The sequence below is a fragment of the Burkholderia stabilis genome (genome assembly GCF_001742165.1).
GTDB classification, from domain to species: Bacteria; Pseudomonadota; Gammaproteobacteria; order Burkholderiales; family Burkholderiaceae; genus Burkholderia; species Burkholderia stabilis.
This window is the reverse complement of sequence record NZ_CP016443.1, coordinates 2,770,268-2,795,363: the sequence shown is the minus strand read 5'-3', so window position 1 is coordinate 2,795,363 and position 25,096 is coordinate 2,770,268. Positions and strand designations below refer to the sequence as shown.

Annotated in this window: 19 protein-coding genes and 2 pseudogenes; 6 read left to right on the top strand and 15 right to left on the bottom strand. The window is 62.1% G+C overall.

Translation table 11 applies throughout. The annotated features are described in order from the left end of the window. Window positions 1-94: 94 nt before the first annotated feature. From BBJ41_RS30335 to BBJ41_RS30310, 6 genes are all read left to right on the top strand, one after another. Window positions 95-709, top strand: a complete 615-nt coding sequence (locus BBJ41_RS30335) for a LysE family translocator (protein WP_069749854.1) — start codon at window positions 95-97, stop codon at window positions 707-709. A gap of 58 nt (window positions 710-767) precedes the next feature. Then, the gene (locus tag BBJ41_RS30330) at window positions 768-2,060 is read left to right on the top strand and encodes a hypothetical protein (RefSeq protein WP_069749853.1); all 1,293 of its coding nucleotides are present in this window, start codon (window positions 768-770) and stop codon (window positions 2,058-2,060) included. Between the two features lie 419 nt (window positions 2,061-2,479). Next, window positions 2,480-2,851 carry a DUF6697 family protein gene (locus BBJ41_RS30325; protein WP_069749852.1) on the top strand — a complete coding sequence of 124 codons (372 nt, stop codon included), beginning with the start codon at window positions 2,480-2,482 and terminating at the stop codon, window positions 2,849-2,851. A gap of 48 nt (window positions 2,852-2,899) precedes the next feature. After that, window positions 2,900-3,118: a hypothetical protein gene (locus BBJ41_RS30320; protein ID WP_236872091.1), complete on the top strand. Its 219-nt coding sequence runs from the start codon at window positions 2,900-2,902 to the stop codon at window positions 3,116-3,118. Window positions 3,119-3,217: 99 nt separating this feature from the next. Then, window positions 3,218-3,739 carry a PTS sugar transporter subunit IIA gene (locus BBJ41_RS30315; protein ID WP_069749850.1) on the top strand — a complete coding sequence of 174 codons (522 nt, stop codon included), beginning with the start codon at window positions 3,218-3,220 and terminating at the stop codon, window positions 3,737-3,739. Window positions 3,740-3,787: 48 nt separating this feature from the next. Continuing rightward, the gene (locus BBJ41_RS30310; protein WP_069749849.1) at window positions 3,788-4,681 is read left to right on the top strand and encodes an amino acid kinase family protein; all 894 of its coding nucleotides are present in this window, start codon (window positions 3,788-3,790) and stop codon (window positions 4,679-4,681) included. A 57-nt stretch (window positions 4,682-4,738) separates the two neighbouring features. Here the strand turns inward: BBJ41_RS30310 and BBJ41_RS30305 are convergent, their stop codons facing one another. The 15 genes and pseudogenes from BBJ41_RS30305 to BBJ41_RS30250 form a co-directional block, all read right to left on the bottom strand. Then, window positions 4,739-6,748, bottom strand: coding sequence for a family 2A encapsulin nanocompartment cargo protein cysteine desulfurase (locus BBJ41_RS30305; RefSeq protein ID WP_069749848.1), 2,010 nt, complete (start codon window positions 6,746-6,748; stop codon window positions 4,739-4,741). Then, on the bottom strand, window positions 6,723-7,655 hold the full coding sequence (locus BBJ41_RS30300; RefSeq protein ID WP_006479760.1) for a family 2A encapsulin nanocompartment shell protein: 933 nt from the start codon (window positions 7,653-7,655) through the stop codon (window positions 6,723-6,725). The genes BBJ41_RS30305 and BBJ41_RS30300 overlap by 26 nt, the downstream gene beginning before the upstream one ends. A 136-nt stretch (window positions 7,656-7,791) precedes the next feature. After that, complete coding sequence (locus tag BBJ41_RS30295) at window positions 7,792-8,013, bottom strand: helix-turn-helix domain-containing protein (protein ID WP_011356215.1); 222 nt, start codon at window positions 8,011-8,013, stop codon at window positions 7,792-7,794. Between the two features lie 8 nt (window positions 8,014-8,021). Next, a complete protein-coding gene (gene epsC, locus BBJ41_RS30290; protein WP_069749847.1) occupies window positions 8,022-8,963 on the bottom strand; it encodes a serine O-acetyltransferase EpsC in 942 nt (313 codons plus the stop codon). A 28-nt stretch (window positions 8,964-8,991) separates the two neighbouring features. After that, window positions 8,992-9,462 (bottom strand): rhodanese-like domain-containing protein, encoded by a 471-nt coding sequence (locus BBJ41_RS30285; RefSeq protein WP_069749846.1) that lies wholly within the window; start codon window positions 9,460-9,462, stop codon window positions 8,992-8,994. A gap of 469 nt (window positions 9,463-9,931) precedes the next feature. Continuing rightward, window positions 9,932-10,234, bottom strand: coding sequence for a hypothetical protein (locus tag BBJ41_RS30280; RefSeq protein WP_069749845.1), 303 nt, complete (start codon window positions 10,232-10,234; stop codon window positions 9,932-9,934). 140 nt (window positions 10,235-10,374) lie between these two features. Next, entirely contained in the window at window positions 10,375-12,135 is a 1,761-nt protein-coding gene (locus BBJ41_RS30275) for a ShlB/FhaC/HecB family hemolysin secretion/activation protein (RefSeq protein WP_069749844.1), read from the bottom strand. 104 nt (window positions 12,136-12,239) lie between these two features. Further along, complete coding sequence (locus tag BBJ41_RS41960) at window positions 12,240-12,569, bottom strand: hypothetical protein (protein WP_265736952.1); 330 nt, start codon at window positions 12,567-12,569, stop codon at window positions 12,240-12,242. A 68-nt stretch (window positions 12,570-12,637) separates the two neighbouring features. Further along, window positions 12,638-13,006 carry a hypothetical protein gene (locus BBJ41_RS30270; RefSeq protein WP_069749843.1) on the bottom strand — a complete coding sequence of 123 codons (369 nt, stop codon included), beginning with the start codon at window positions 13,004-13,006 and terminating at the stop codon, window positions 12,638-12,640. A gap of 282 nt (window positions 13,007-13,288) precedes the next feature. Continuing rightward, on the bottom strand, window positions 13,289-13,684 hold the full coding sequence (locus BBJ41_RS40780) for a hypothetical protein (protein WP_156814905.1): 396 nt from the start codon (window positions 13,682-13,684) through the stop codon (window positions 13,289-13,291). A gap of 28 nt (window positions 13,685-13,712) precedes the next feature. Beyond that, window positions 13,713-14,215 (bottom strand): annotated as a pseudogene (locus tag BBJ41_RS30260) (POTRA domain-containing protein); the annotation flags it as partial. 50 nt (window positions 14,216-14,265) lie between these two features. Further along, window positions 14,266-14,655: a hypothetical protein gene (locus tag BBJ41_RS39795; RefSeq protein ID WP_083282018.1), complete on the bottom strand. Its 390-nt coding sequence runs from the start codon at window positions 14,653-14,655 to the stop codon at window positions 14,266-14,268. Between the two features lie 389 nt (window positions 14,656-15,044). Further along, window positions 15,045-15,506, bottom strand: a complete 462-nt coding sequence (locus BBJ41_RS40775; protein ID WP_156814904.1) for a hypothetical protein — start codon at window positions 15,504-15,506, stop codon at window positions 15,045-15,047. Next, a complete protein-coding gene (locus BBJ41_RS42140) occupies window positions 15,503-15,790 on the bottom strand; it encodes a polymorphic toxin type 43 domain-containing protein (RefSeq protein WP_167362226.1) in 288 nt (95 codons plus the stop codon). Before BBJ41_RS42140 ends, BBJ41_RS40775 begins: the two co-directional genes overlap by 4 nt. A gap of 520 nt (window positions 15,791-16,310) precedes the next feature. After that, a pseudogene (locus BBJ41_RS30250) lies at window positions 16,311-24,815 on the bottom strand (hemagglutinin repeat-containing protein); the annotation flags it as partial. Window positions 24,816-25,096 lie beyond the last annotated feature (281 nt).

Here is a 25,096-nt window from a genome sequence, read left to right as displayed (position 1 = left end):
CGTCGCGCGTTTTTTGTTTGGGTCGGCGGCACGCAGGCCCGTAGCCGCGCTCGGGTAAGATGAAAGCCCAATTCGCCCCGCCGCCTTCCGCGCCATGTCGACCACCGTCAACACGCTTCTGCCGCTCGCCGGCGTCCTGTTGCTGAGCGTTGCCAGCCCCGGCCCGAATTTCGTGATCGTCACGTCGACCGCCGTCGTGTCGCGTCGAGCGGGCGTAATGACGGGGCTCGGCCTCGCCGCCGCGTCGGGCACCTGGGCGGCGATCGCGATCGCCGGGCTGAGCCTGCTCGTGACCCACGTCGCGTGGGTACACACCGCATTGCGGCTTGCAGGCGCCGCGTACCTGATCTGGCTCGGCCTGAAAATGATCCTGACCGCACGCAAGCCATTGCCCGCTTCCACGCCGGCCGTCGCCACCGACTGGAACGCCGCGAGGAAAGGCTACGTCGTCAGCATGACGAACCCGAAATCCGTCGCGTTCTACGGCAGTATCTTCGCGCTGATGGTGCCCGCCCAGGCGCCGGCATCGCTCGACCTCGCGGTTGTCGCGCTGTCGATCGCGATCTCGGCCGCGTGGTATTGCACGATGGCGCTGCTCGCGTCGCATCCGTCCGTGCGCCGGCTGCTGGTCCGGCGCAAGGCCGTACTCGACACGACGGCCGGCCTGCTGCTGGTGGGCGTCGGCGGACGGATGCTCGCGGGGCGTTGAGCCATCGGCGCACCGCCCGCGCGGGCGACCGCCTTCGAACCTTCATCGCTCCCCCGCCATGCTCACCGCCCAGACGATTCTCGACGACTACGAACGCCTCCGCTGGACCGGCAACGATCCGACGTCGCAAATGCTGACGCTGCGGCGCGACAACCCGGCCGCACTCGCCGATCTCGTGATCGCGTCGTTCGATCGCACGTTGCAGCACGCGACGTTCCTCGACGCCGCGCTCGACCTGACGGACGACGCGTCTTTCACGACTGTCGCGACCGAAGCGTGGCAACGCGTGCGCGACGGCGCGTGGAACGAGCGGCTCGCGAACGTGCTGTCGAGCGTGGCGCTACGGGCTCCGCACGTGTTTGCCGATCACTGGGATGCGTTCCTCGATGTCGTCCGCACACCGCGGTCGCCGAGCCTGTATCTCGCGGAAAACGCATGGCGTGCGCTCGACGCGGCGACGATCGACGCATGGCGCCGCCGGCTCGCCGACGATCCGGCCTGCGACGATGCCACGCACGAACGGACCATCGCGCTGCTTCACTCACGACAACCGGCGGCCGTGCTCGATGCGGCGACACGGCTGTTTCCGGACGATCCCGAGCAATCCGCCAACTGGCTCATGTCCGCAGGCTACGTGCAGGAACACGGCACATTGCGCGCATTGCATGGCGAATCGGCGCTGCATATCGATTTCGGCCGAACACTGCGCGCGCCGATTCTCCGCGACACGCCGAAGTGGAAGCGCGAGATTTATGCCAATCACGCGACCTGGCACGCCGGCGAATCGCGCCGGGCGAGCGCGCGCTTCGGCGGCGTGTCGACGCATCGATGCGGGCTCTGCCATGAGCCGCTGCACCGGCTGCTGACGCTGCCGCAACCGGCCGACGCCGACATCGACGGCACGACACCCGTATCGTTCGACACCTGCCTGTCCTGTCTCGGCTGGGAAAGCGACGGCCCGCTGTTCCACCATCACGACGACGCCGGCAATGCATATGCCCACCCGTCGCAGCAACGCGACGCCGCAATCCAGCCGGACTATCCGGCAGCGGCGTTGGTGGAAGCCGACGTGGCGCTTTTTGCCGCGCCGGCGCGCTGGACCTGGCAGGACTGGGGGGAATCGAACGACCGCCAGAACCTGAGCCGCGTCGGCGGCCCGCCGTCGTGGGTGCAGTCCGCGTGGTATCCCGACTGCCCGGATTGCGGCCGCAAGATGCACTTCGTGATGCAGCTCGATTCGCGGCTGCCGCAAACGGACGGCGGCGAATGGCTGTGGGGCAGCGGCGGCGCGAACTACACGTTCTGGTGTGCGCCGTGCCGCACCAGCGCGCACCTGTGGCAGTGCACGTAGCGAGCCGCCCGCACGCCTTTACGACCTTTTTACTTGCGGCGGCGTGTGCGTTCACTAGAATGTGTTCGCCAGCCACCACCGAGCACGCGACATGCGCATCCGAAGTCCTCGCCCCCGAGTTGCTTTTCTGCCTGACAGGCAGGACGCCTGCGTCTCCGTTTCCCGAGCCACCGTCCTGCCGACAGGCGGACGGTGCGCGCCGTAGTCGTTCCCGCGCACGCTTGAACATCGCATCGATGCGCTGACCGGCATCGTGCGTGCCAGCGTGCGCTCCCCGGCCATTCCCCTGTAACGACGCGCCATCGATCCGCCCTGCCGGCGACGATCGATCGCATGCCTGCATCCGGCATGCCGACCCGGTCACGTTGCTTTGCATTCCAAAGTTCATTCACCGAAATTTCCGATACCGGAGCCCGGTCATGTTCGAGATCGACAAGCAGTACACACGTGAATTCATTCACACCGCATGCGGCGGCAGCAAGCAGGCGTTCCTGCCGACGAAGAACGGCAAGGTCGTGGCCGCCTGCCTGCGCGCGGACCTCAACCCGCACGCGCCCGACGTGATCCTGTGCGACGGCAGCGCGTCCGCGCGATCGGCCGGCAGGATGCTCGCCGCGCAACGCGATCCGATTCCGGTGTTCATCAAGATGGAAACGGATGCGTTCCGCTTCGTCGGCCGGTACGTCGTCAGCGCATCGCTCACGGCCCCGCTCGACTGCGCGCCCTACGTGCGCAACAGCGGCTTCACGCCCGCGCAGATCTCGCGCGTGCTCAAGCTCGAGCGTTGCTGACATGCCCGCTCGCACATCGCGTCGTTCGTCTTTCAAACAGGAGCAATCATGCTTGGCCTGACGTTCTGGAAACACGTGATCGGCGCGCGGGTCGATGCCGCCCGCGAGGACCGCGTGACTGCACATGACCGGCATCGCATCAGGTCGAGAACGCTCGTGCTGACCAGCGCGGCGGTGGCCTTCGCCGCGATCGCGTTCGGCGCGCCGGTCGTCGGCATCTCGATCTTTCTGCTGACGACGCTGCCGTTCGTCCTGTCGGGCACGTGATCGATACGAAATTTTAATGCCCCGCCCCCGCGTAACTGACACCGTCTTTACGCGGATGTGTCTAGGATTTCCGTGTCATCACGACACGGAGAAATCCGAATGCACACACAGCAGGCCGCCGCCGGCGGCCAACCCGACCTTCCCCACCGAATCGACCGCATGCCGCTCGCGACACGGCTGGCCGACGCGTGCCCGCCGGAGAACATCCTGCTCGACGTGCCGATCGAGAGTGCGGCCCAGTTGTTCGACGTCGCAGCACGGCATATCGCGCGCGGCAGCGGGTTTCCCGCGGAACGGATCAAGGCCGAACTGACGAAGCGCGAACAGCTCGGCTCGACCGCGCTCGGCCAGGGCGTCGCGATTCCGCATGCACGCGTCGGCGGGCTCGGCTCGGCCGTCGCGCTGTTCGTTCGCACGCTGTACCCGTTCGCGTTCAATGCACCGGACCGCAAACCAGTGCGCGAATTCATCGTGCTGGTCCTGCCGCGAGAGGACGACCGCGCGCACCTCGAACTGCTCGCCGATGCGGCGCGGTGTTTCAGCGAGCGGCCGTTCCGGCAGGCGTCGCGCGACGCGCTGACGCCCGGCGAGATTCACCGGCTCATGCAACGCACGCACTGATGCCGCATCGCGCGGCGGCAGGCACTCCCTTCATCCTTTCGGATTCCCATGTTCCCAGACCCTGAAAGTCCCACTCTTACGTCGCGACGCGTGGCCGGACTGGCGCGCTCGCTGCCGTTCATGCAGGCGCTGCACGGGCAGACCGTCGTCATCGTCGATGGCGGCGCCGCTGGCGATGCGCGCTTTCGCCAGACGTTCGCGCAGGACGTCGCGCTGCTCGCGCTCACCGGCATTCGTCCGATCGTCGTCCAGGGCGGTCGCGCCGCGTCCGGCGCGCAGTCCGTACAAGCCGCGCGCGTCGCGATGACCGACGTCAACCATGAGCTGGTCCGGCTGATCGGCAGCCACGGCGTCAAGGCGATCGGCATCGACGGTCACGATGGCGGCCTGCTGCGCGCAGGCGCCGAATCCGACCGCGCGAACACGAGCCCGGTCGCCCAATTCGACGGCACGGCATTGAACACGTTTCTCGGCAACGGGCTGGTACCGGTCGTGATGCCCGTCGCGCCGGACGACGGCGGCCAGGATCGCCTGCTGTGCGCGGAGCGGCTCGGCAGTCTGTTTGCGCAACGCACGGGTGCGGTGACGCTGGTGATGATGGTGGAACGTGCATTGCTGCAAGAACTCGGCGAACTCGCGGGGCTCTACGGCATCACGGAACTCGAGCAATGGCTCGCCGAGCATCCGGCCGCGGATGCGGCGCCCTGCGTTCGGGAAGCACTCGATGCGCTCGCGCACGGCGTGCAGAACGTCCATCTCGCCGATATCGGCCAACCCGAATCGCTGATCGACGAACTGCTGACGGACGAAGGATCGGGCGTGGTGTTCTGCCGGCGCGGCAATACCGACCTGCTGTCGGAAACGCGCCGCTACTTCGCCGATTCGGCGTGCGTGCTGCGCGACGGCTTCAGCGTGGAGCGCAAGCAGGTTGTGCGCTTCTGATCGGCAAAGAGAAAACCGCTTGCGGCGACCCGCGAGGGCCGCCGCAAGCGAACGGCGTCAACGCCGCGTCGCAAGCCGCCTCACCACACGCACGAGCGCATCGACCTCGTCGCACGTGTTGTAGAACGCGAGCGACGGCCGCACGGTCGCTTCGAGCCCGAAGCGCCGCAGGATCGGTTGCGCGCAGTGATGCCCCGAGCGCACCGCGATGCCCTCTTCGTTCAGCGCCTGCCCGACCTCTTCGGTTTCATAGCCCTTCAGCACGAACGACAGCACGCTCGCCTTGTCGCGCGCGGTGCCGACGAGCCGCACGCCCGGCACCGGCGCGAGCACGCTCGTCGCATACGCGAGCAAATCGTGCTCGTAGCGAGCGATGTTCTCGATGCCGACGCGGTTCACGTACTCGAGCGCGGCGCCGAGCCCCACCGCATCCGCGATGTTGCCGGTGCCGGCCTCGAAGCGGTTCGGCGGCGGCTGGAACACGGTGCGTTCGAACGTCACGTCCGCGATCATGTTGCCGCCGCCTTGCCACGGCGGCATGTCGTCGAGGATCGCGCGCTTGCCGTACACGACGCCGATGCCGGTCGGCCCGTAGATCTTGTGCCCGGAGAACACGAAGAAATCCGCGTCGAGCGCCTGCACGTCGACGCGCATGCGCGAGATCGACTGCGCACCGTCGACGAGCGCCTTCGCGCCCGCGCGATGCGCAAGCTCGACGATCTCCTTCACCGGCACGACCGTGCCGAGCGCATTCGACACCTGCGTGACCGACACGATCTTCGTGCGGTCGTTGAGCAGCTTCCGGTATTCGTCGAGCAGCACCTGCCCCGAATCGTCGACCGGAATCACGCGCAGCTTCGCGCCCTTCTGCGCGGCAAGCTGCTGCCACGGCACGATGTTCGCGTGATGCTCGAGGTTCGACACGATGATCTCGTCGCCTTCGCCGACGTTCTGCACGCCCCACGACTTCGCGATCAGGTTGATCGCCTCGGTCGTGCCGCGCACGAACACGATCTCGTCCGGCGACGACGCGCCGATGAAGCGCCGCACCGTTTCCCGCGCATGCTCGTACGCATCCGTCGCGCGGCCGGCGAGCGCATGCGCGGCGCGGTGGATGTTCGAGTTCTCGTGCGCATAGAAATACGCAAGACGGTCGATCACGGCCTGCGGCTTGTGCGTGGTCGCCGCGTTGTCGAACCACACGAGCTGCTTGCCGTTCACGCGTTCCTGCAGGATCGGAAAATCCCGGCGGATCGCGTTCACGTCGAACGGCGGGTGCGCGCCGCGATACAGGCTGCCTTGCGGCTCGGCCGCGTGCGCATCGTCGATGAAATAACGCGGCACGTCTGCGCCGGATGCACCCGATGCGCGCGCAACCGGCACGTCGCGATGCACGGCGAGCAGGTCGCGCAGCGCATCGTCACCCGGTAGCCCGAACGCTTCCGGCGACGCGAGGCCGTTCGACGGCACGACGATGTCCTGCGGCGTCGCTTGCCAACCCTGCAGCGAACCGTCGGTGAAGTAGTACGGCGACGCCTTCGCCGCACCTTCCGACGCCGGCGCGTTCACCTGCGGCACGCCGAGCGCGGCGCCGCCGATCCGCGGTTCGAGCGCGGGCGCGATCTGCACGGCATTGTCGGGCAGCCCGTTCTGCGCGGCCGCATGCGGCGCAAGCGCGGGCACGCGATTGCCGAGCGACAGCACATGCGTCGGCGCGGACGGTGCGAGGTTCGTGCCGGGCGCCTTGCCTTGCGGCAACGCGAGACCCGGCACGCCGGTGCCCGCGCCGCCGGGCCCCGCGAGCGGCGAGCCGCCCGGCGCCGGGTTGCTCACCGACGCGAGGATCGGCGCGGCGGCCGGCAACGCCGACGGCACGCCGCCGACCGCACCGCTGCCCGCCGACAGCCCGGGGGCCGTAGCCTGCCCGGGCGGCGTCGCGAAGAACTCGGACGCGAGCCGCGCAAGCGTCGCCGGGTCGGGCAAGCCGGCCGGCAGCGGCGCGTGCGGCAGCGCGAGCGCGTCGCCGCCGGCCAGGCCGGGATTAACGGTAGGTGTCGGGATAGTCATGGAACTTGGCGATTTCGACGTCATCGAGGACAGCCAGCGCATCCGGCGAATGGACCGCGAGCGAGCAATACAGCGAGATCAGGTACGACGCGATCGCCTGGTTGTTGATCCCCATGAAGCGCACCGACAGGCCCGGGCCCTGCTCGCCTGCGACACCCGGCTGATACAGGCCGACGACGCCCTGGCGCTTGTCGCCGACGCGCAGCAGCAGGATCTTGGTCTTGCCGTCCGCGACCGGCACCTTGTCCGACGGGATCAGCGGAATGCCGCGCCACGTGAGGAACTGCGAACCGAACAGGCTGACCGTTGGCGGCGGCACGCCGCGTCGCGTGCATTCGCGGCCGAACGCGGCGATCGCGAGCGGATGCGTGAGGAAAAACGCGGGTTCCTTCCACACCTTCGTCAGCAGCTCGTCGAGATCGTCCGGCGTCGGCGCGCCCGTCAGCGGGAAGATCCGCTGTTCGTCGGTCACGTTCGCGAGCAGCCCGTAGTCGGGGTTGTTGATCAGCTGGCTTTCCTGCAGCTCCTTGATCGTCTCGATCGTCAGGCGCAGCTGTTCCTTGATCTGGTCGTGCGGGCTGCTGTAGAGATCGGAGATCCGCGTATGCACGTCGAGCACCGTGCTCACCGCGTTCAGGAAGTATTCGCGCGGCTGTTCCTCATACGGCACGAAGGTCTGCGGCAGCACGCTTTCGTCCTCGAGCTGCGTGCAGGCGGCGCGCACGGCTTCCGGGTTCTTCACCTGGTTCAGGCGATAGATGCCGGCCTCGACCGGCACCCATTGCAGCAGATGGGTCAGCCAGCGCGGCGTGATCGTGGAAAGCTGGGGGACGGTCTTGGTAGCGTTCGCTAGTTGGCGGGCGGCGTGATCGCTCAGCGCGGCCGTGCCGCTTGCAACGGTCGACATGTGTGGCTCCGGGTTCTTAAGATGAAAAACGGGATTGCTTATGACGCTGGGTGATTATCGGAAGCACGCACCTGCCGGCTCAACATGCTATAGCCGTCACGCGGTACGACCGAAAGGGAAACGAAGCGAAACGACGTCAGGTGACGTACGCGCCCGGCAACAGCGTCGAGATCGACACGTCGAACGCGCGCGCGATCTTGTCGGCCGTGACGATCGACGCGATCGCCTCGCCGCGCTCGATCTCGCCGACGTATGACCGGTTGAGCCCCGCATGCTCCGCGAGTTGCTCCTGCGACCACGTGCGCGCTTCGCGCAGCTTGCGCACGTTGGCGCCGAAGTGATGGATGAGGTCGCTCATCGCGTCACCTATGCGGCCTGCGCCGGCGCGCGCGGCGCGGCGGTCGCTTCGCTGCGCAGCACGGCCTGCGTGATGTTCGCGCCGGCCGGCACGTCCTGCGTGAGCCACACGTTGCCGCCGATCACCGCGCCGCGCCCGATCGTCACGCGGCCGAGAATCGTCGCGCCTGCATAGATCACCACGTCGTCCTCGACGATCGGATGGCGCGCGAGCCCTTTCTCAAGATGGCCGGCCGCATCGCGCGGGAAGCGCTTCGCGCCGAGCGTGACGGCCTGGTACACGCGCACGCGCTCGCCGATGATCGCCGTCTCGCCGATCACGACGCCCGTGCCGTGGTCGATGAAGAACCCGGCGCCGATGCGCGCGCCCGGATGAATGTCGATGCCCGTCTCCGCATGTGCCTGCTCGGCGATGATCCGCGCGAGCAACGGCAGGCCGAGGCGGTACAGCTCGTGCGCGAGCCGGTGATGAATCATCGCGAGGATGCCCGGGTAGCACAGCAGCACCTCGTCGACGCTGCCGGCCGCCGGATCGCCGTGGAATGCGGCGAGCACGTCGCTGTCGAGCAGCCGGCGGATCTCGGGCAAGCGCGCGGCGCATGCCTGCACGGCCGTCGCGGCGACTGCGTCGACGGTATCGATCGGGCCATCGGTGTTGTTGCGCTGACGCGCTGCGTAACGCAGTTCGAGCGTCACCTGCGCGAGCAACGCGTTCAGCGCCGCATCGAGCGCATGCGCCACGTGGAAGTTCTCGCTTTCCTGGCGCAAGTCGGGCGGCCCGAGCCGCATCGGGAACAGCACGCCCTTCAGCGCGCGGATGATTTGCGCGAGCGCTTCGCGCGCCGGCAGGTCGCGCCCGCCCGGTTCGAGCGAGCGCCGCTGCTTCTCGCGCCATGCGCGGCGCACGGCTTGCAGCGACTGAACGATGTCGTCGATTTCGAATGCGGCCATGCTCACTTCTCCCCGTTACAACCTTGATTCAGTCCTGCGTCCACGGCAGGCCGTGAAAACGCCAGCCGTTGCTGCCGCCGCGATGCTGCCGCTCGTCGAGGTCGCCCTCGAACCCTTCGAGCACGTTGAATACCTGCGTGAAGCCGCCCTTCGTCGCGGCCTCGGCCGCCTGCGCGGACCGGTTGCCGCTGCGGCACAGGAGCAGCAACACCGCGTCCTTGCCGGTCTTCGCTTCCAGTTCGCGGACGAAGCGCGGGTTGCGCGTCAGGCTCGTGCCGGTCGCCCACGGCACATGCAGCGACTCCGGCACGTGGCCGACGAATTTCCGTTCTTCGGCAGTGCGCACGTCCACCAGCAATGCGTCGCCGGCCGAGAACAGCGCCCATGCCGCTTGCGGCGATACGCCGCCCGCATAGGGCGCGCCGGCCGATGCCGCCGCCGCGCGGGCGTCTTCGAGCGCCTGTTGCGCCGCGGTTCGTTCTTCCAATGCAACCGTCATGACACTTCCTTGTTTTCGCAGATTCGTATGAACAAAAACACCGGGAATGCGGCTGGCGCAGCTTGCGTGCTGTCTATAGCCGTCAGCGCCACTATGCGAGTGCGAACGGGCGAGCAGAACCAATAAAAATTCATTTCCTAATCAGCGGCGCGGGGAATGCAATAGCAGAGGCGCGCTATTAGGTGTGCGGCCGCTGGCGGGTGAGAAATGGAGGAGGATGACCGTTCGATGCCGTGCACCGAAGGGATTTGGGAGGAAGGACGGACCTATCCGTCATTTCGTGGGCGAGGCAATGGAATGGACACCTCCCATCCCGTCAGTTGCCGAGGTGGCAAGCCTGAGGACAGGTTCGATAGTGAAGGCTGCCCCTCACTAGCCGACGGCATCGAGGTTCCCGACAGCAATCCCAGCCTCAGATAAATCAAGTCGGGCTGACCGGCTCTGCAACACCACGCAGAACCGCGATTGCTTACCCGTGCTGCAACGCTTGCTGAACCTGTGAAAGCAGCCAGAGCACAAGCCAGATTCGCGCAAGATACATCCACAAACGATGTCTCACATTCGGAGCACAAATCCAGGCCGTTCGTACCCACGCAGCGATCAATACGAGCTGCACACAGAGCAGCGGTACCAAGTAGATATTCGGGATCGACAGGTGAACCACGTATCTGACACAGACGTTGATCAGAAATATGGCCGCTCCTGTGAGAATACCGAGTCCCCACCAGACCTTCCAGAGAGGTTCATTTCCGGCCCATGCATTCTTCAGCATCGGGAATCTCCATGATGTCAGCAATTGATCGCTCACTCCGCGTTGCCTCTTGCATTGCATCGGCAAACGAATTTCAACCCACTGCCCTATATGCATGACTGGCGTTCACGCGAATGGCTATTTGCTTTTACATGCTTCGTTCAGAATTGCGCGGTCAGCTGAAACCCAAGCGTCACGCGCGCAGTCTCAAACCCGGAAGGCTTGTAGACCGGCGTACCCGCAAAGAGATCGTAGGCGTAGGCACCGAAGCGCGTCGCGACGCTGCCTTTCACGCCGATCACAGCGCCCGCGAGCTGTGTGCCGACTAGCGCGACCGGCTCAGGTCCCCAGACGCGGCCGTAGTCGAGGCCGGCATAGGCCGCGAGCCCGGTCTGCGCAATCGGGACCTGCAATTCGTTGCGCCAGTACAACCCGCGCGATCCTGCCAGCAGCGTTTCACCGTCGAATCCCCGCACGGTATAACGGCTACCGATCGTGATGCTATCGAGGTATGAAACCGTGTTGCCGGTGTACTGACCATGAAAGGTCGTCACATATTTGAACGGCTGCGTACCGATGACGAACGGTGTCGACAGATTCGCATCGAGCACGACCATCTTGAATCTGTAAGTCTGTCCACCCTCCGCCGCGAACATGCTGTCGGTCGAGCCGAGCCAACCCAAGCCCTGACGATAAGCAAGCGAGCCGTCGAACTGCGACGAGCCGAAATAGTGCCGGTCGTTCAGCCCGAATTCGAGAAAGGTCGCGTTCTGGTGCGACGACGGTATCGTCGTGCCTTCGATGTAGCTGTCGCCGAAGCGGCGCGTCAGCCGCACCTGTGCGCCGAACACGTCGTCTTGGCTGCGCATTAGCACGCGATTGAGCCTGAAGTCGACAGTCTTCATGTTGCCGCTCGCAACGAACGTCTGGTTCACGGCCGCGAGCGGCTGGAAGTATGTGCTGGTATAGGCCGATAGCGTGCCGGTCCAGTAGCCCCAAGGAACCGAGTAGAACGCGTTCCAACCGTGCGAACCGAAGCGCTTGTCGCCGAATTCCAGGTCCTGGTTGAAGCCGACGTTGAAGATGTCGTTCAGGCCCAGCGGATTGTCGATGCCAAGCGATACATTGCCTTGCAGCTTGCCGGTCGCGCGCGTGCCGGAGTTGTCGATGGATGCGACAACGGTCCATGGTTTGCCGCGCTTCACGTCTAGCACGACATCGCTTTCGCCGGGCACGTTACCTGGAGCGATCTGCATAGTCACATCTTGGCTTGAGACGCGCTTCATCTGCTCAAGCCCTTGCTCGATGTCACGCAGGTTCAACACGTCGCCGTCGCGAGTCGGGAAAGCAGTCTTCCATGTTCCACGCAACTTTTCGTCGACGAAACGCACGTGACGGATGACGCCCGGAATCAGGGCAAGCTTCAATGTGCCGGTGGACAAATCCTGCTCGGGCACGAGTACGCGGGTCGTGATGTAGCCGCGTGCGAGGATGGCCTGCGATAGTCCCTTTACGATCAGGTCGACGCCTTGCTTACCGACGCATTGGCCGGCGTAGTGGGTGAGCCAGTCGCGCGCAAAGGCGAAGCGATCCATCGGCAAGGCTGACGCGCCTTGCGCCTTTGATGCGGCCGGTAGCGAGTCGGGCACGTCGAGCGCGAAACGATCGATTCGAAAGCACGGTGTTTCGGTCGGCAATACCGGATAGGCTTCCGGGCGCGGCACGTCCGAGCGCACACCCGGCGCTTGCACGGTGGCGTCGCGCTGCAGGGCATCACGGCGCTGTTGCACTTGCTGATTCTGCTCGGCGTTCGCGCGGGCAGCGGCGGCCTGGTCGCTCGGCGACGGCGCCTGTTGTGCTTGCGCAGCAAGCGTGATCAGAATAGTGATTGGCAAAACCGCCAGCCGTCTGGTCTTTTTCATTTGCTTATTTTTAATTAACGGGAATAAGCAGTAAGAATTCCCTGTTATCGATATAACGCCGACCATCGACTCGCATCAATGCCTCATCATGGTCGAGATTTAAATCAATTCCCCGAAACTCCGAGCCGTGCATCCTGCCGCAACTTCTCAACCAATTGATTCCATACATTCTCGTATAGGGGAAATGAATCCTCAGCCTGAGAAGCGGCTCTAGCCCGCATCACAGCCGTCAGAAAAATTGACAGCCCGTTAGAATTCAACGATTTCGTTGAGATAAAGTTCATCCCTTCCTCTTCCATAGGAAGGTAAACCTCATCCTTAACCCACATGTCGGACGAGTCAAATTGATCACCGATTCTACTGACCAAATAATCGAACTGACTCGTACTCACAGGAACGCGTACGTCTTTAGAAATAGTTACCGACCCTGCCATTTTCTGCTCACCCGACTGAACAAAATCCTCACCAGAGAGCTAAGCCTCTGTATTTCCAGTACTAAATATTAAGATTGATGCCACATTCCCCAATCTCTCAAATACGCTCTTGACGTACTCCCAAATTGCACCTCCATACGCGTCAGGAGGGCATTATCCCCACGAGCTTGCGTATACAGAGACTCCAGCAGGCCCGTTGCAACGAATGCCTTCAGATCAACGCTCTCTGACCTCATACCACGCTCGATAGTATCGAAGATATAGGTACGATCCTCGAGGGAATATCCATCGAATCTTTCGGCCACCCTCTTTCCTAACTTCCCGAAGAGAAGTGTGGTTGGAATATCTTCCCCCCAGTCCTCAACAGCTTCATCTCTAGCCGATCGAAGAGATTCTATCTTCATCAAATCGATAACAAAATATTTCCATGTGCTCATCGCCTTCCTTTCAATGCATCCTGGAGATCTCTCAGATCGCCCTGTGCTGCCGAACGATCGCTGAACAAAGCATCTAGATTTGACGCGAACCATTCTTGCAGCGCCGTTGAATAGTCTTGCACTTTCCGAGTATGGAAAACACCACCAGCTGGGCTCCCAGTCTCAGCTTCATAGCAGACCGCATCAGCAGTACTAGCAGTATTCCCGGTGGAAATCCGGGCACCATTGCGATAAATGGTCATCCATCAGCCCACTAAACTTCATGTCCGTCGCCGCGACGACTCAAGATATTCCAATCAACTCCGCGATACGACGTATCACATCTGTTTCGTCATGGTGACGACGTCTATAAACTTTCATCAGCGCAACAACATACTGAATAAATGTCCGTCGATCAACGAAGAACTCTGGGTGAGAAAGTGAATACTCATTTGGATCGACGAAAGCTCTGAATTCAGCTCCATTTGACCACCCTTCATACCCGCCCCCCTCATCTCGACGCTCAATAATCCACCCTGGATCACCCTCAACACCACCAATATCATTACCCCCTTCGATCAACTGAAGCAACTCCTGCATCCTGCTATCGAGCACCAACACGCAGAGACTAAATTTTAGCGCTGCATCCCTATCACTTTCCGGATTAAATCCGCCAAATGCCTCATTAAAATAATCCACCTTTCACTCACTTAATTGGATGCACATTAATCAGGGCAAGCTTCAATGTGCCGGTGGACAAATCCTGCTCGGGCACGAGTACGCGGGTCGTGATGTAGCCGCGTGCGAGGATGGCCTGCGATAGTCCCTTTACGATCAGGTCGACGCCTTGCATTGGCCGGCGTAGTGCGTGAGCCAGTCGCGCGCAAAGGCGAAGCGATCCATCGGCAAGGCAGATGCCCCTTGCGCCTTTGACGCGGCCGGTAGTGAGTCAGGCACGTCGAGCGCGAAACGATCGATTCGAAAGCACGGCGTCTCGGTCGGCAATACCGGATAGGCTTCCGGGCGCGGCACGTCCGAGCGTACACCCGGCGCTTGCAAGGTGGCGTCGCGCTGCTGAGCCTCACGGCGCTGCCGCACCTGCTGGTTCTGCTCAGCATTGGCGCAGGCGGCGGCGGTCTGGTCGTTCGGAGTGGGGACCTGTTGTGCCTGCGCGGTAAGCGCGATCAAGGCAGTGAGTGGCAAGACCGCAAACCGAGTAGGCGTCTTCATCGTTTGAGTTAAATTTTAATGCCGATCTCAAAAAATCGACGATACGAATACTAAAATCCCGGAGCATCTCTCCAGTGGACATCCGCAGGCAGCTCTGCACCATTCAGAAACGCGACAAACACCTCCTCCACCTTTCCAGACATGAACCACTCATCAGATTTCATCGGAATATTTCCCGCGCGAAAGGATAATATCGTCCCATCTGGACGGACAGCACTTGGGTTACCATGAAAAGCACGGAAGCGTTTTTTCTGGGCAAAATCATATCGTTCGATCATGCACGATGCACCACCACCAGCAACCTGCACGTAGCCCCCCTCCGCATCAGTTAATGACGCGTACGAGGAAGATCCATAGCTTTTCAGTGACTTAATCACTCTCTTCACTTGAAATTCCTTTGGCTCATGAATCACCTGCCTTCCTTCAGTCTCAAGCTTCATCACCTGTATCTCTTACGGTATATAGACGGTCGTTGCGCTAGCGTGATCAGAGTAGTGATTGGCAAAACCGCCAGCCGCCTGGTCGTTTTCATTTAATTATTTTTTTGATTTGACGGGAATAGACAGGAAACACTCCCCGTTATCGATATAGTACTGGCCACAAATCCGCATCAACACCTCAATCAATTGATTCCGCACATTCTCGCATAGAGGGAATGATTCCTCGGCCTGAGAAGCGGCTCTAGCTTGCGTCACATCCACAAAAAATTGAAATCCCACTCGATTACCAAAAGTCACGAAACCGAAAGCCCCCTAAAAAAAATTTTCGCTCAAGCATCCGCAATTGAAATCAGATAAAATTTCAACATTTCATCGAATATTTTCTCACATCAATCCGCCTTTATCTTTCCAATCTTCTTTTTTACGAGTTGCTTGAGCTTTTGCGTCACCCATCTCTGCTCGGACATTCTACGGAGACTCTCCCTCACCTTAGGGTCGATCGCCTGCTCACCGTCAATCCAATCCAGAGCCTTGAGAGGCCAATACTCAGAAAATGACGACTCAAATGCAAATCGAAGCAAGAGCGACGTTGGAAATGATTCAGCCATACCAAGAGAACTTCCCCGCTCCGACTCAAACAAATTTAAATGCTCAAAAAAACGCTCCCTTCTCACCTCAAGCAAAGGTAGTATAGGCATCGTATCATCTGGTGTTAGCACGAGCCTTTCTTTCCCATTGACATCAATGCACCATTGACGATTGCAATTGATGCCAAGTCGAACATTTCCAATGCACACAAGCCAGATCGGCGATTCATCAAGAACTGAAGGAGAAAGCAGTTCTACTTTCATTTTCCGCCCCAAGGTTGGTGATTGACAGGAACGCCAACTCGATCCGAGAGCCATCGTTGAAATTGATCCCAGATTTGAGGCGTCCAGTTTTGACCATAATGGCCACTATTCTCGGTTGTGACGATTGATCCGTCTGGAGCACGACTAAATGTCCCCCCTACGATATTTTTATCATTTGCCCCAATTGATTGAACCAATTGTTGATGTGGGGACCCATCAAACAAGCCCGCCTTGGGCTTTCCAACGGCAAATGTGTTAGTTGTTGGATCAAAAACAAATTCCACGCCGCCCCCGATGGGTTGTAGTTTCGCAATGCGCCCACCGATGTATTGTCGGTGATTGCAATGACACCCGGAACAGGTCCTGAGCCAGAAAAATTGGGAGCCGCAGAACTCGGAGGGGTTGCAACTTTCCCTCCTTGGGAGACATTCGTGGAGACAATAGAAATAGCTTGGCTAGGTGTCTCAACGATCGGCTTGGTTGCGTTGCTTACGACTGCGGTTTCCGTTTCAGTCCCGACTGCAGCTTTGCCACCAAGACCCAGCGTCGCCAAGATAGGCGTCCAGAACTCCGCGTCAGGACCAACCGACGTCCCCGACTTGTACGGCTTCTTCAGCCCGTCAAGCGAGACATAGCCCGGATCGCCCGGCGTGGCAAACGGCCCGCCGTTCGGAAGGTTGACGATCACCCCCGCGAAGTTGACCATTCCGTTCCAAGCACCCGCCTTGGCATCCGATGTCATGACGATAGCTTGGGCAACCTTCTTCGACAACGATGCGAAAACGTCGTTTGACTGCTGGTTGCCCGAATCGTTACCCGCATTGTAAAGCTGCACATTCGACGCCATCGACGCGCCCGCGCTACCGCCGACCAATGCGCCACCAACCGTCGCCGCGACGTTCGCGGCAATATTACCGACCAGTGAAGAGCCGGTCGAATCGCCGACCGACTTGCTGATCTTCTCTGCTTGTCCTGCCAGCAGCGACGACATACCGGCACCCGCGGCACCACCGATCGCCGTGAGCGCACTTCCGCCACCGAGGCCGCCGATCAGCGCACCGCCGCCAATCTGCAGTTCCGCGCGCGACGCACCGCCTTCCATCCAACCCTTGGCCTCGTTCAGCGCCGCCTGTGCGCCCGCCAGATCGCCGTTGTCATACGCCGCCTTGGCCGCGTCCAGCGCCGCATCGCGCTTGTGGTCGGCATACAAGCCGATCCCCTGCGAAACCGTCTGCCCTGCCGCCTGCGCCGCATTCATCGTATCGGCCTGCTGCGACAACGTCTTTTGCACATCGGGCGTCTTCGAAACGGTCCCGTTCAGATTCGTCGCATCGCGATTCAGGTTGGCGAGATCCTGCGTCTGCTCGCCCGGCTTCGTGATGTTGATCGTGCCTGCACTTACCGCGCTCTTCGTCGTCGCGCTCTGGTCGCCGCTGTCGTTCTGGAACACCATCGGCGTGACGCCACCTGAGCCCGATACAGAAGACGGACCCACGGCCTTGTTGCTCGGTCCGACTGATGCACCGGCGCTAAAGCCCGCACTGTTCGCGCTGTAGTGCGAGTGGTTCTCGATGTCGCTTGTCGTCAACGTGCCAGTCGTCAGACTGTTCTTCGACGGATCGGCCGTGCTGCCGATATACGCGCCCTTCAGATCGGTATTGCCCTTCACGGTCACGTCGAATCCGCCCGCACCCGCCTGGATGCCGGCCTGCTCGGTCACACCCGCATAGTTGCCGTCCGCGTGGCCGTTCTGCGCACTGAAACTCCCGCCGACGCCGCCCGCCTGACTGATCGTGACGCCGCCGCCCGCGCTCGACTGATGCGCGGCGCTCGAGGTCGTATCCTGGACGCTCGCGACGTTCAGGTTGCCGCCCACATCCACCACAACCTTGTTCGCGTTCACGTTCGCGCCGATCACGTTCGTGTCGCCGCCGCTCACGATGGTCGCGGTCTGGCTGGCGTTGATGTGCGTGTTGTTCTGGATCGCCGCGTCCGAATTCCCGTCGCCGTGCGCACGCTGCATCGATGCGGACACGCCGACACCGTTCGTGCCGATCGACACGCCGACACTCGATCCCGACGACGAATTCGAACTCTGCGTCTTGTCGGTATCGGTCGTGTTGACGAGATTGACCTGGTTGTTCGCGATCAGCGCCACGTTGGCGGCGTTCACGTTCGAGCCCGCGATCGTGATGTTGCCGTCCTTCGGCGTACCGTTGCCCGTCGCAATCAGCTTCGCGTTGCCGCCTGCATTGATGCTGGAGCCCCGCTGAATCGTCTGGTCTTCCGACGACTGCATCGAACTATGGCTCGAGCCAACGCTGACCTGCACGCCGATGCTCGGGGCCTGCGTCCCCTTCGCTCCGTTCAGCAGGTCCTTGGCTCCCATGCCGCCGAATGCCACGTCGCCGGCCGCCGCGATGCTATGCAGCGCCGACGCGCGCCCGTTGCTGTCCTTCGCCGATTCGCGCGCGGCCTGCGTCTCGCTGATCGCATTGTTGATCGCGTCGCCCACCGAACCCGACAGGCCGACCGTCAGCCCGCTCTTGCTCGTCTGCTGCTGCTGCGCCTGGTGCGAGGTGTCGGTTGCCGAATCGACAACGATATTCGCCGCCGTCCCGGTCACGTCCTTGCCTGCGACCAGATCGCTGCCTTGTACGTGCAGCGTATTGCCCGCGTTGACGGTCAGATTGCCGTCTACCGAGCCGACCGTGCTGGCGTTGTTCGTGACGCTGGACGATTGATTCTGCTGCGCGAGCTTGCTGTTGCCGACCGAGAACGACAGGCCGCCGCCCGACATCAGGCCCGAGTGCTGTTCCTGATAAGTGGTCGACGACTGGCTGGTGTTCTGGGAAGTCGTTATGTTCACGTCGTGCGCCGCGTTCAGCGCCACATCGTGCGTACCGACGACCGTACTACCTTGAACGTTGATGTCCTTGCCGCTGCCGATCGACACACCGTCCGCCGAAATCAGGCTGCCGTTCGCGACCGTCGAGGTCGCGTCCTGTGAACTGGCGATCTTCGTGCCGCTCACGACGCCACTACGACTATGCGTCTCACGCGAGTTGTACATATGCGTTTCAGTAGCCGCCCCGACGTTCACATCGCCGGCCGCCAGCAGGTTCGCCTCACCCTTCTTCAGATCGATCGTGCTGCCGATGACATTGATGTCCTTGCCCGACACCACATTGAGCGTATCGCCGCCCTTGACGGTCGTGCCGGTCAGCGCCTGGTCCGACCCATGCCGGGTTTCCGCATAGCTGCGATTCCCTTGGTCGCCCGAACTGTTGGCGTTGATCGTCGACGTGACGCTCGCCGCACCGAAGGTCACGTTACCCTTGGCCGCGATCGCGCCGCCCTGGCCGAAGTCGAGTTGCGCACCTTGCGCCGTCAAGTCACCGCCCACGCCGATGGCCGACCTGCCGCCGACGTTCACCGTGCTGCCGGTTGCGCTGTTGAGGTCCGTATCCGACACCCCGTTCGCGCGCTGCACGACCTTGTGTTCGCCGGTTTGCTGCACGCCAAGCGTCCAGTTGCCGCCGACATTGGCGGTCAGGTTCCCGCCGACATTCAGGTTGCCCGCGTTCTGCTGGAAATCGCCGCCGGTCTTGATCGACGCGTCGCCGGCCACGTTCAGGTTCGCAGCAGGGCCGAGCGTCGTCTTGTCGCTCGTCGCGCCATCGCGGCTGACCTGGTGCGTCTTCTGCGTCGCCGTATCCAGAATCAGCTTGTTGCCTGCGTTCAGATCAAGACTGCCGGCCTTCACATTGGCCGACGTGAGATCCACGTTGCCCGTCGTGTCCAGCGACATCAGCCCGCCGCTTTGCAGCGCGCCGAACGCGTTATCGATCTGCTTGCCCTGAAGGGCGAGTGTCGTGTCCGCCTTCACGGTGCCGCTGTTCGTGAAGACCTGCGTATTCTTCAAGTCGATATTGCCGGCCGTGATCAGCGGGCCATTCGCGTTCTGCTGATCGGCTTTCGCCAGATACACGACCGGTACGAGCACTTGCTGACCGCCAACCGTCTCGGTCTGCATGATGATCACGTTGGTCGTGAGCGCGGCCACTTGCTGCGGCGACAGGCTCATGCCGAGCGGCAAGTTCAGCGACTTCGACAATTCAGCGCCTGCGGCCATCAGCGACTGATACATGCCCTGCAGGTCCGTATACGGCCCCAATACCGCCTTGCCCGTCAGTTGCGTGACCTGGTTGCGCACGAGCTGCTGTTCGTAGAACCCGTCTCCGAGACGCTTTTCGGTGGTCAGCGGATTCACGCCGATCTGGTTCAGGTAATAGTCGCTCGACAGGAAATTGTTCATTCGAGTGAACGCGGGGTTCGTCTCGATGAGGTATGTCGGGTCCGGAGCAGGATTCGGCCGGTACAGGCCGCCTTGCGGAATCGTCAGGTTGTTCAACACGTTCACGGCGGTCGCGCTCGCGATCACCGGATCGACCCAAGTGGGCGTACCGCCCTTGATCGCGGCGGATCCCGATTGCGTGCCGCTTGCGTTACCGCTCACCGTCCCGATCGTCAGTCCCGGCACCGCCTGACCGGGCAACAGCCCCAGCGACGGAATCGTCGCGTTGGCCGCCGTGTTGTTCACGCTGACACCATTGCCCGAGATCGTACCGGTCGCGCCCCAGGTCGAACGGTAGTCCGGCAGACCGTACTTCTTCACGTCGGCTGGCGCTGCCTGCGTATAACCACCCGGGCCGCCGACGAACGGCTTGTCGCCGAACGGCAAGGTCCAGTTGTGTTCCGTATTGTCGTAGTTGTTGTAGTGGTAGTACCCGGAATAGGTGACCGTCACGCCGGGCGCCTGCTGCCCCGTCGCGCCCCAGCCGTCCATATCGAGGTTCACGGGCTGCTTGATGTTGCCGACCGCCGTCACGCTGCTCCAGTAGTTCTGGAACGTCTTGACCGTCGATGCGTCGAGATCGCCTCCGGACGCGATCTGCGCGCCCGGGCTCAGATTCGTCACCGTGTTGGCGACGGCCTTGCCCTCATAGGTCGTGTACTGATAACCGCTGTTCCACTGCCCGCCGTTCGGCGGTACCGTGAAGACCCCGCCCGGCTGCAATTTGAGCGCGGCGATGATGGGCGCGGGATCGTAATCAGGGAAATTCGGATCGTGGAACAAGTTGATCCAGTGCACGTCGTGACCGCTACAGGCCGCGATGTAGTAAGCAGCGCATCCGGACATACTGATGCCGAGCTGTTGCAGCAGCGCCGGGTCGACCTGGTCCGTATAACCCGAAGTCTGCATCACGCGTCGCGTGTTCGTGACCTTGTCGGCATGCAGTTCCATCGCACCGCCCGACTGGATCGCCGCCGACGAATTGTTGATCAACGCCGCGTTCGTATAGTTGCCGTTTGCATCCTTGCCGCCCGCCAAAACCACTTTGCCGAGCCCGAAGATCGTCGCAGTCGGCATCGAATCGCCCAACGTCGTGTCGTCGCGGTTCTCGATGTCGTGCGCAAGGATTTCGAGCAGGCCCGACGTGTCCGATGCGCCGATCAAAGCGACGGGTCCGAGGTTCGACACCGTGCTGCTCGCCTGAATGCCGACGCTGCCGCCGACCATCGCACCATAGTTCGTCAGGTCGCCAGAATGGGTGCTCAGCAGATTACCGGCGGTGATCGCCCCCGTGTTGACGATGTTTCCGGCGTTGACCGTCAGGTTGTGGACCGATTGCAGGTTGGCGCTGTTGGCGAATGTGCCCGGCAACGTAAAAGTCAGGTCGCGACCCATGTTGAACTGCGTTTGCGGCGTAGTCGTGAAGTCGCCTTGCAGATTGATCGCCGCGTCGCGCGCCGCACTGTACGTGCCGCCGCCGAGCAGCGTGGAAGCCGCTACCGATAGATCACGCGTCGAGGTGATCGACCCATTAGTATTCGTCACCGCATCCGACATCGCGACGTTCACGTCGCCCGTGGCATTCGCGACGTTACCGACCTGCCCTCCCGAGTTGTCGAGGCGATTGCCCTGAACGCGGAGGTTCGCACCCATCAACTGGCCGCCCTGCGTGTTCGAGATCGAAGCCGCACCGATCGTCACGTCGCCCTGACCGGCAATCTGCCCCATGCCATCGACACCGCCCGCGTGGCTGTTCACGATCTGGTTGCCGCCTTGCACGGTCATCTTGCCCGTGCCGAAGCCGTGCACCGCGCCATCGGTGTTGTCGATCGACGCGGCCTGAATCGACAACGTGCTCGTGTCGCCGGCCGTGCCCGCCTCGATGTGCCCTTGCTGGTTCGACAGCGCCCCGTTGCTGATGATCGACAGCGCCGCGTTCGAGCGCATCAGGCCCTGAGCATTGTTCATCGCCCCGGCGATCGCGGCCGACAGACCCAGTTTGGCGGCGATGGCCCCGCTACCGTTGTCCAAACTGCCGGCCTTCACGATGGCCTGCCCGTTGGTACCGATCGTGCCGCCGATATTTTTCAAGGCCCCCGCGCCGTTGCCCGGTGCGAGCGTCAGCGTGCCGGCGCCGCCGTGCGTGATGGTGCCTTTCGAGTTGTCCAGTTCGGCCGGTGCGAGCGTCAGGTCGGTGCTGTTGGTCTGGATGACGCCGCCATTCGAATTGTCCAGCGTGCCGGAAACGGCAAGTGTCGTCGGGCCGCTCTGCCATTGCGAAATGTGGCCGCCCTGGTTTTTCAGGTTCGCGGCGGTCAACGAAAGCTGATTGGCTTCGATGTCGCCGTTCTGGCTGTTGTCGATCAAGCCGGCGACGGTTGCCGTCAACGTGGGGGAGACGATCTTGCCGTCGAGGTTCGACAGTGAGGCACTGCGAATCGTTGTCGCCGCGGTCTTCGAGCCGAGTTCACCCCCGTCGTTAATCAGCGCGCCGCCTGTGGTCACGTCGACGTTAGCGTTCGACGCAAGCTTGCCGCTCGTATTCGTGATCGAGTCAGTGGCGTTGACGCTCAGACCCGTTTGACCGGACGCAGAACCAGCCGAGTTGTCGATCGTCTTGCCTTGCAGGACGGTTTGGCCGTTACTGGCAATCGTGCCCGCCTTATTGCTGACGGTGCCCGAGGCGTTGCCGACGGTCAGCGTTCCGGTGCCGACGTGCGTGATCGTGCCGCCGTTGTCGTTGATCAGGGCTGCGGGCGTGAGCGATAGATCGGTGCTGCGCGTCTGGATCAGGCCATTGTTCGAATTGTCGAGCGTATCGGTGATCGCGACCGTCATCGGGCCGGTGCCGGTTTGTGTGACCGTCCCCCGTGGTTCAACAAAGTCGAACCGGTAAGCGAGACGTGAGCGGCATTGACGCTACCGAGGCTGTTGTCCAGCGTCGTGCCGTTCAGCACGGCGCTTTGCCCTTCGACCCGGCCATTCGTATTCGCGAAATGATTGCCCGCGTCGACCGTCGCTGTCTGTCCAGCGTGCAGCGTGCCACTGCTGTTGTCGACACGCTGGCCCGTCACGTGCAGGTTCGCATCGGCCCCGATCGTGCCGCTGTTCGTCACGCTCGCACCTTGCACCGTCACGTCGCCCTTGCCGCCGATCACGCCGCCTGGATCGCCGCCTGCCGTCGTACCGGGCGCGTTCGTGACTGCACCCGTTGCCGTCACGGACAGACCGTCCGCGTTCAGGGAAATCAGCCGGCCCGCGCTATTGTCGACCGACGCACCCGCAATCGTTTGCCTGCCCGCGCTCTGAATAAGCCCTGCATTGTTCTGGATCGCCCCGCCGTGAACGTCAGCGGCGCTTTGCGAAATCAGTGCGCCGTTCCGGTTCGAAACGGTTCCGGCCATCTGCACGGACAGCGGCCCTTGCGAGCCCGCGCGGCCGCCCTGATTCGACAGGTTGCCGCCGCTCAGGGTCATGCCCGCGCCACTGGACAGATTGCCTCGATCATTGACGATCGTGCCGCTCGCCTGGGCATTCACAGTACCCTTGGCGCTGGCGGTCGAGCCGGTCAGGTTCACATCGCCCGCCGTCGCGGTCAGCGCGAGATTTCCGTTGGCAGCCGTTGCGCTATTCGACAGATCGACGCCGCCGCCGGCAAAGCTGGCGTTGCCGCCCGCGTTGTTCCGGCCCGTCGCGGCAACCTGTCCGGCGCCCGTGACGCTCAGGTCGCCACTCGACCCGATCGTGCTGTCGGCATTGATGCCTGCGCCGAGCGTACCCGTCGAGTTGAGGCTGCCGACGTTGGCCGTCAGATTCTGCTGGGCGGTCAACGTGCCGCTGTTCGTCAGATCGGCCGCTCCGGTATCGACCGTAACGGACTGCTTGCCGTAGGTCGTCCCGCTGTTCTGGATGCCGCCGGAAGCCGACAACGACATATTGCCGCTGGCATTCGTCTGGCCCGACAAAACGAGGCGGCCATTCGCTTGTAGCGTCAAGTCACCGGCTTGCGCAGCGATGTTGCCGGCGTTTGCGACACCCACGCCATTTTCTGAACTAACGAGAAACACCCTGTTCGCGTACATGCCACCAAGCTGGCTGACATCGATCGCGATGGCTGGCGCGGCGCCATTGCCTGCGATCGGAGTCGCGTTCAGCGAGTTGTAGTCGACCTGGTTCGATCCCGCGACGACATTCAGATTCTTCCCGTAGATCTTGGCATTGGCCTGCACCGCACGAGAAATCAGATCCACCTGATCGATGTTCGATGCATTCAGGCCTGCACCAACAACTGAAATCAACCCTTGATTGACATTGAATCCGGCAAGCGAGCCATCTGGTCCGAAATAGGGCTGGCCTGTTGTCAGCGTGGCGCGGCTCGTATTGATGAAGGCGCCACCGTCGACCACCAGCCCCGCTTGATTGGCGATCACGAGCTGCGCCCGTGCGCCACCAATTTCGATGGGACCACGAATAAAAGAAGGGTTGTTGCTGTTGACCTGATTGACGATGAGGCGCGCGGCATCGCCTGGCTGAAAATTGGGGTTGCCGTTGATGAGGCCGCCAAGCTGAGTCTGAACCACAACCGGCGAGTTGTTGAGAATCGCCCCAGGTTTGGATACGTCGAACTGATTGTAGGTATTCATCGATACGCCCGACGATCCCGGGCGATTGATATTGACTTGCGGAATACCGTTTTGTGTCTGGATCACGGACGGGGAATGGGCCCCGCCCCCGACAATCTGGGCATTCGCCCATATCGGCATCACACCGACTGCAACCAGTGCCGCGAGTGCCATCTGCCGAAGCGCGAATCTTGCGAATGTATACGGCACGCGAATGGCGAAACCGATTTCGCCCCGCCCTGCGTTACCTGACGCACAAGCGGTTTCTTCGACGGCAATCAACATACCCCGCACGCGGCTGAATACCAGCCGATAGTGATTTTTATTCATGACTTTGGTCTACTCGCGATTCGTCTGATCCGCTCTCACGGACCTCGAACATCGCATGAAATCCAATCTAATAGCGTCAAGGAGTGTCAAGCGTTACCGATACGCGACAAGTTGCGCTGTTCGAAGCACCACTTTCGTATTCGTACCAGCGGCCAGTCCACTGACCGGCAATCCAGTGCCCGGACTGGACACCGTATTAGGCCAGTTACAAACACTGATGGTGTTGGTTACAGAAACCGCTTGAATGTTACCCCGCCCTTCATCTCAAAATTTCCTGACAG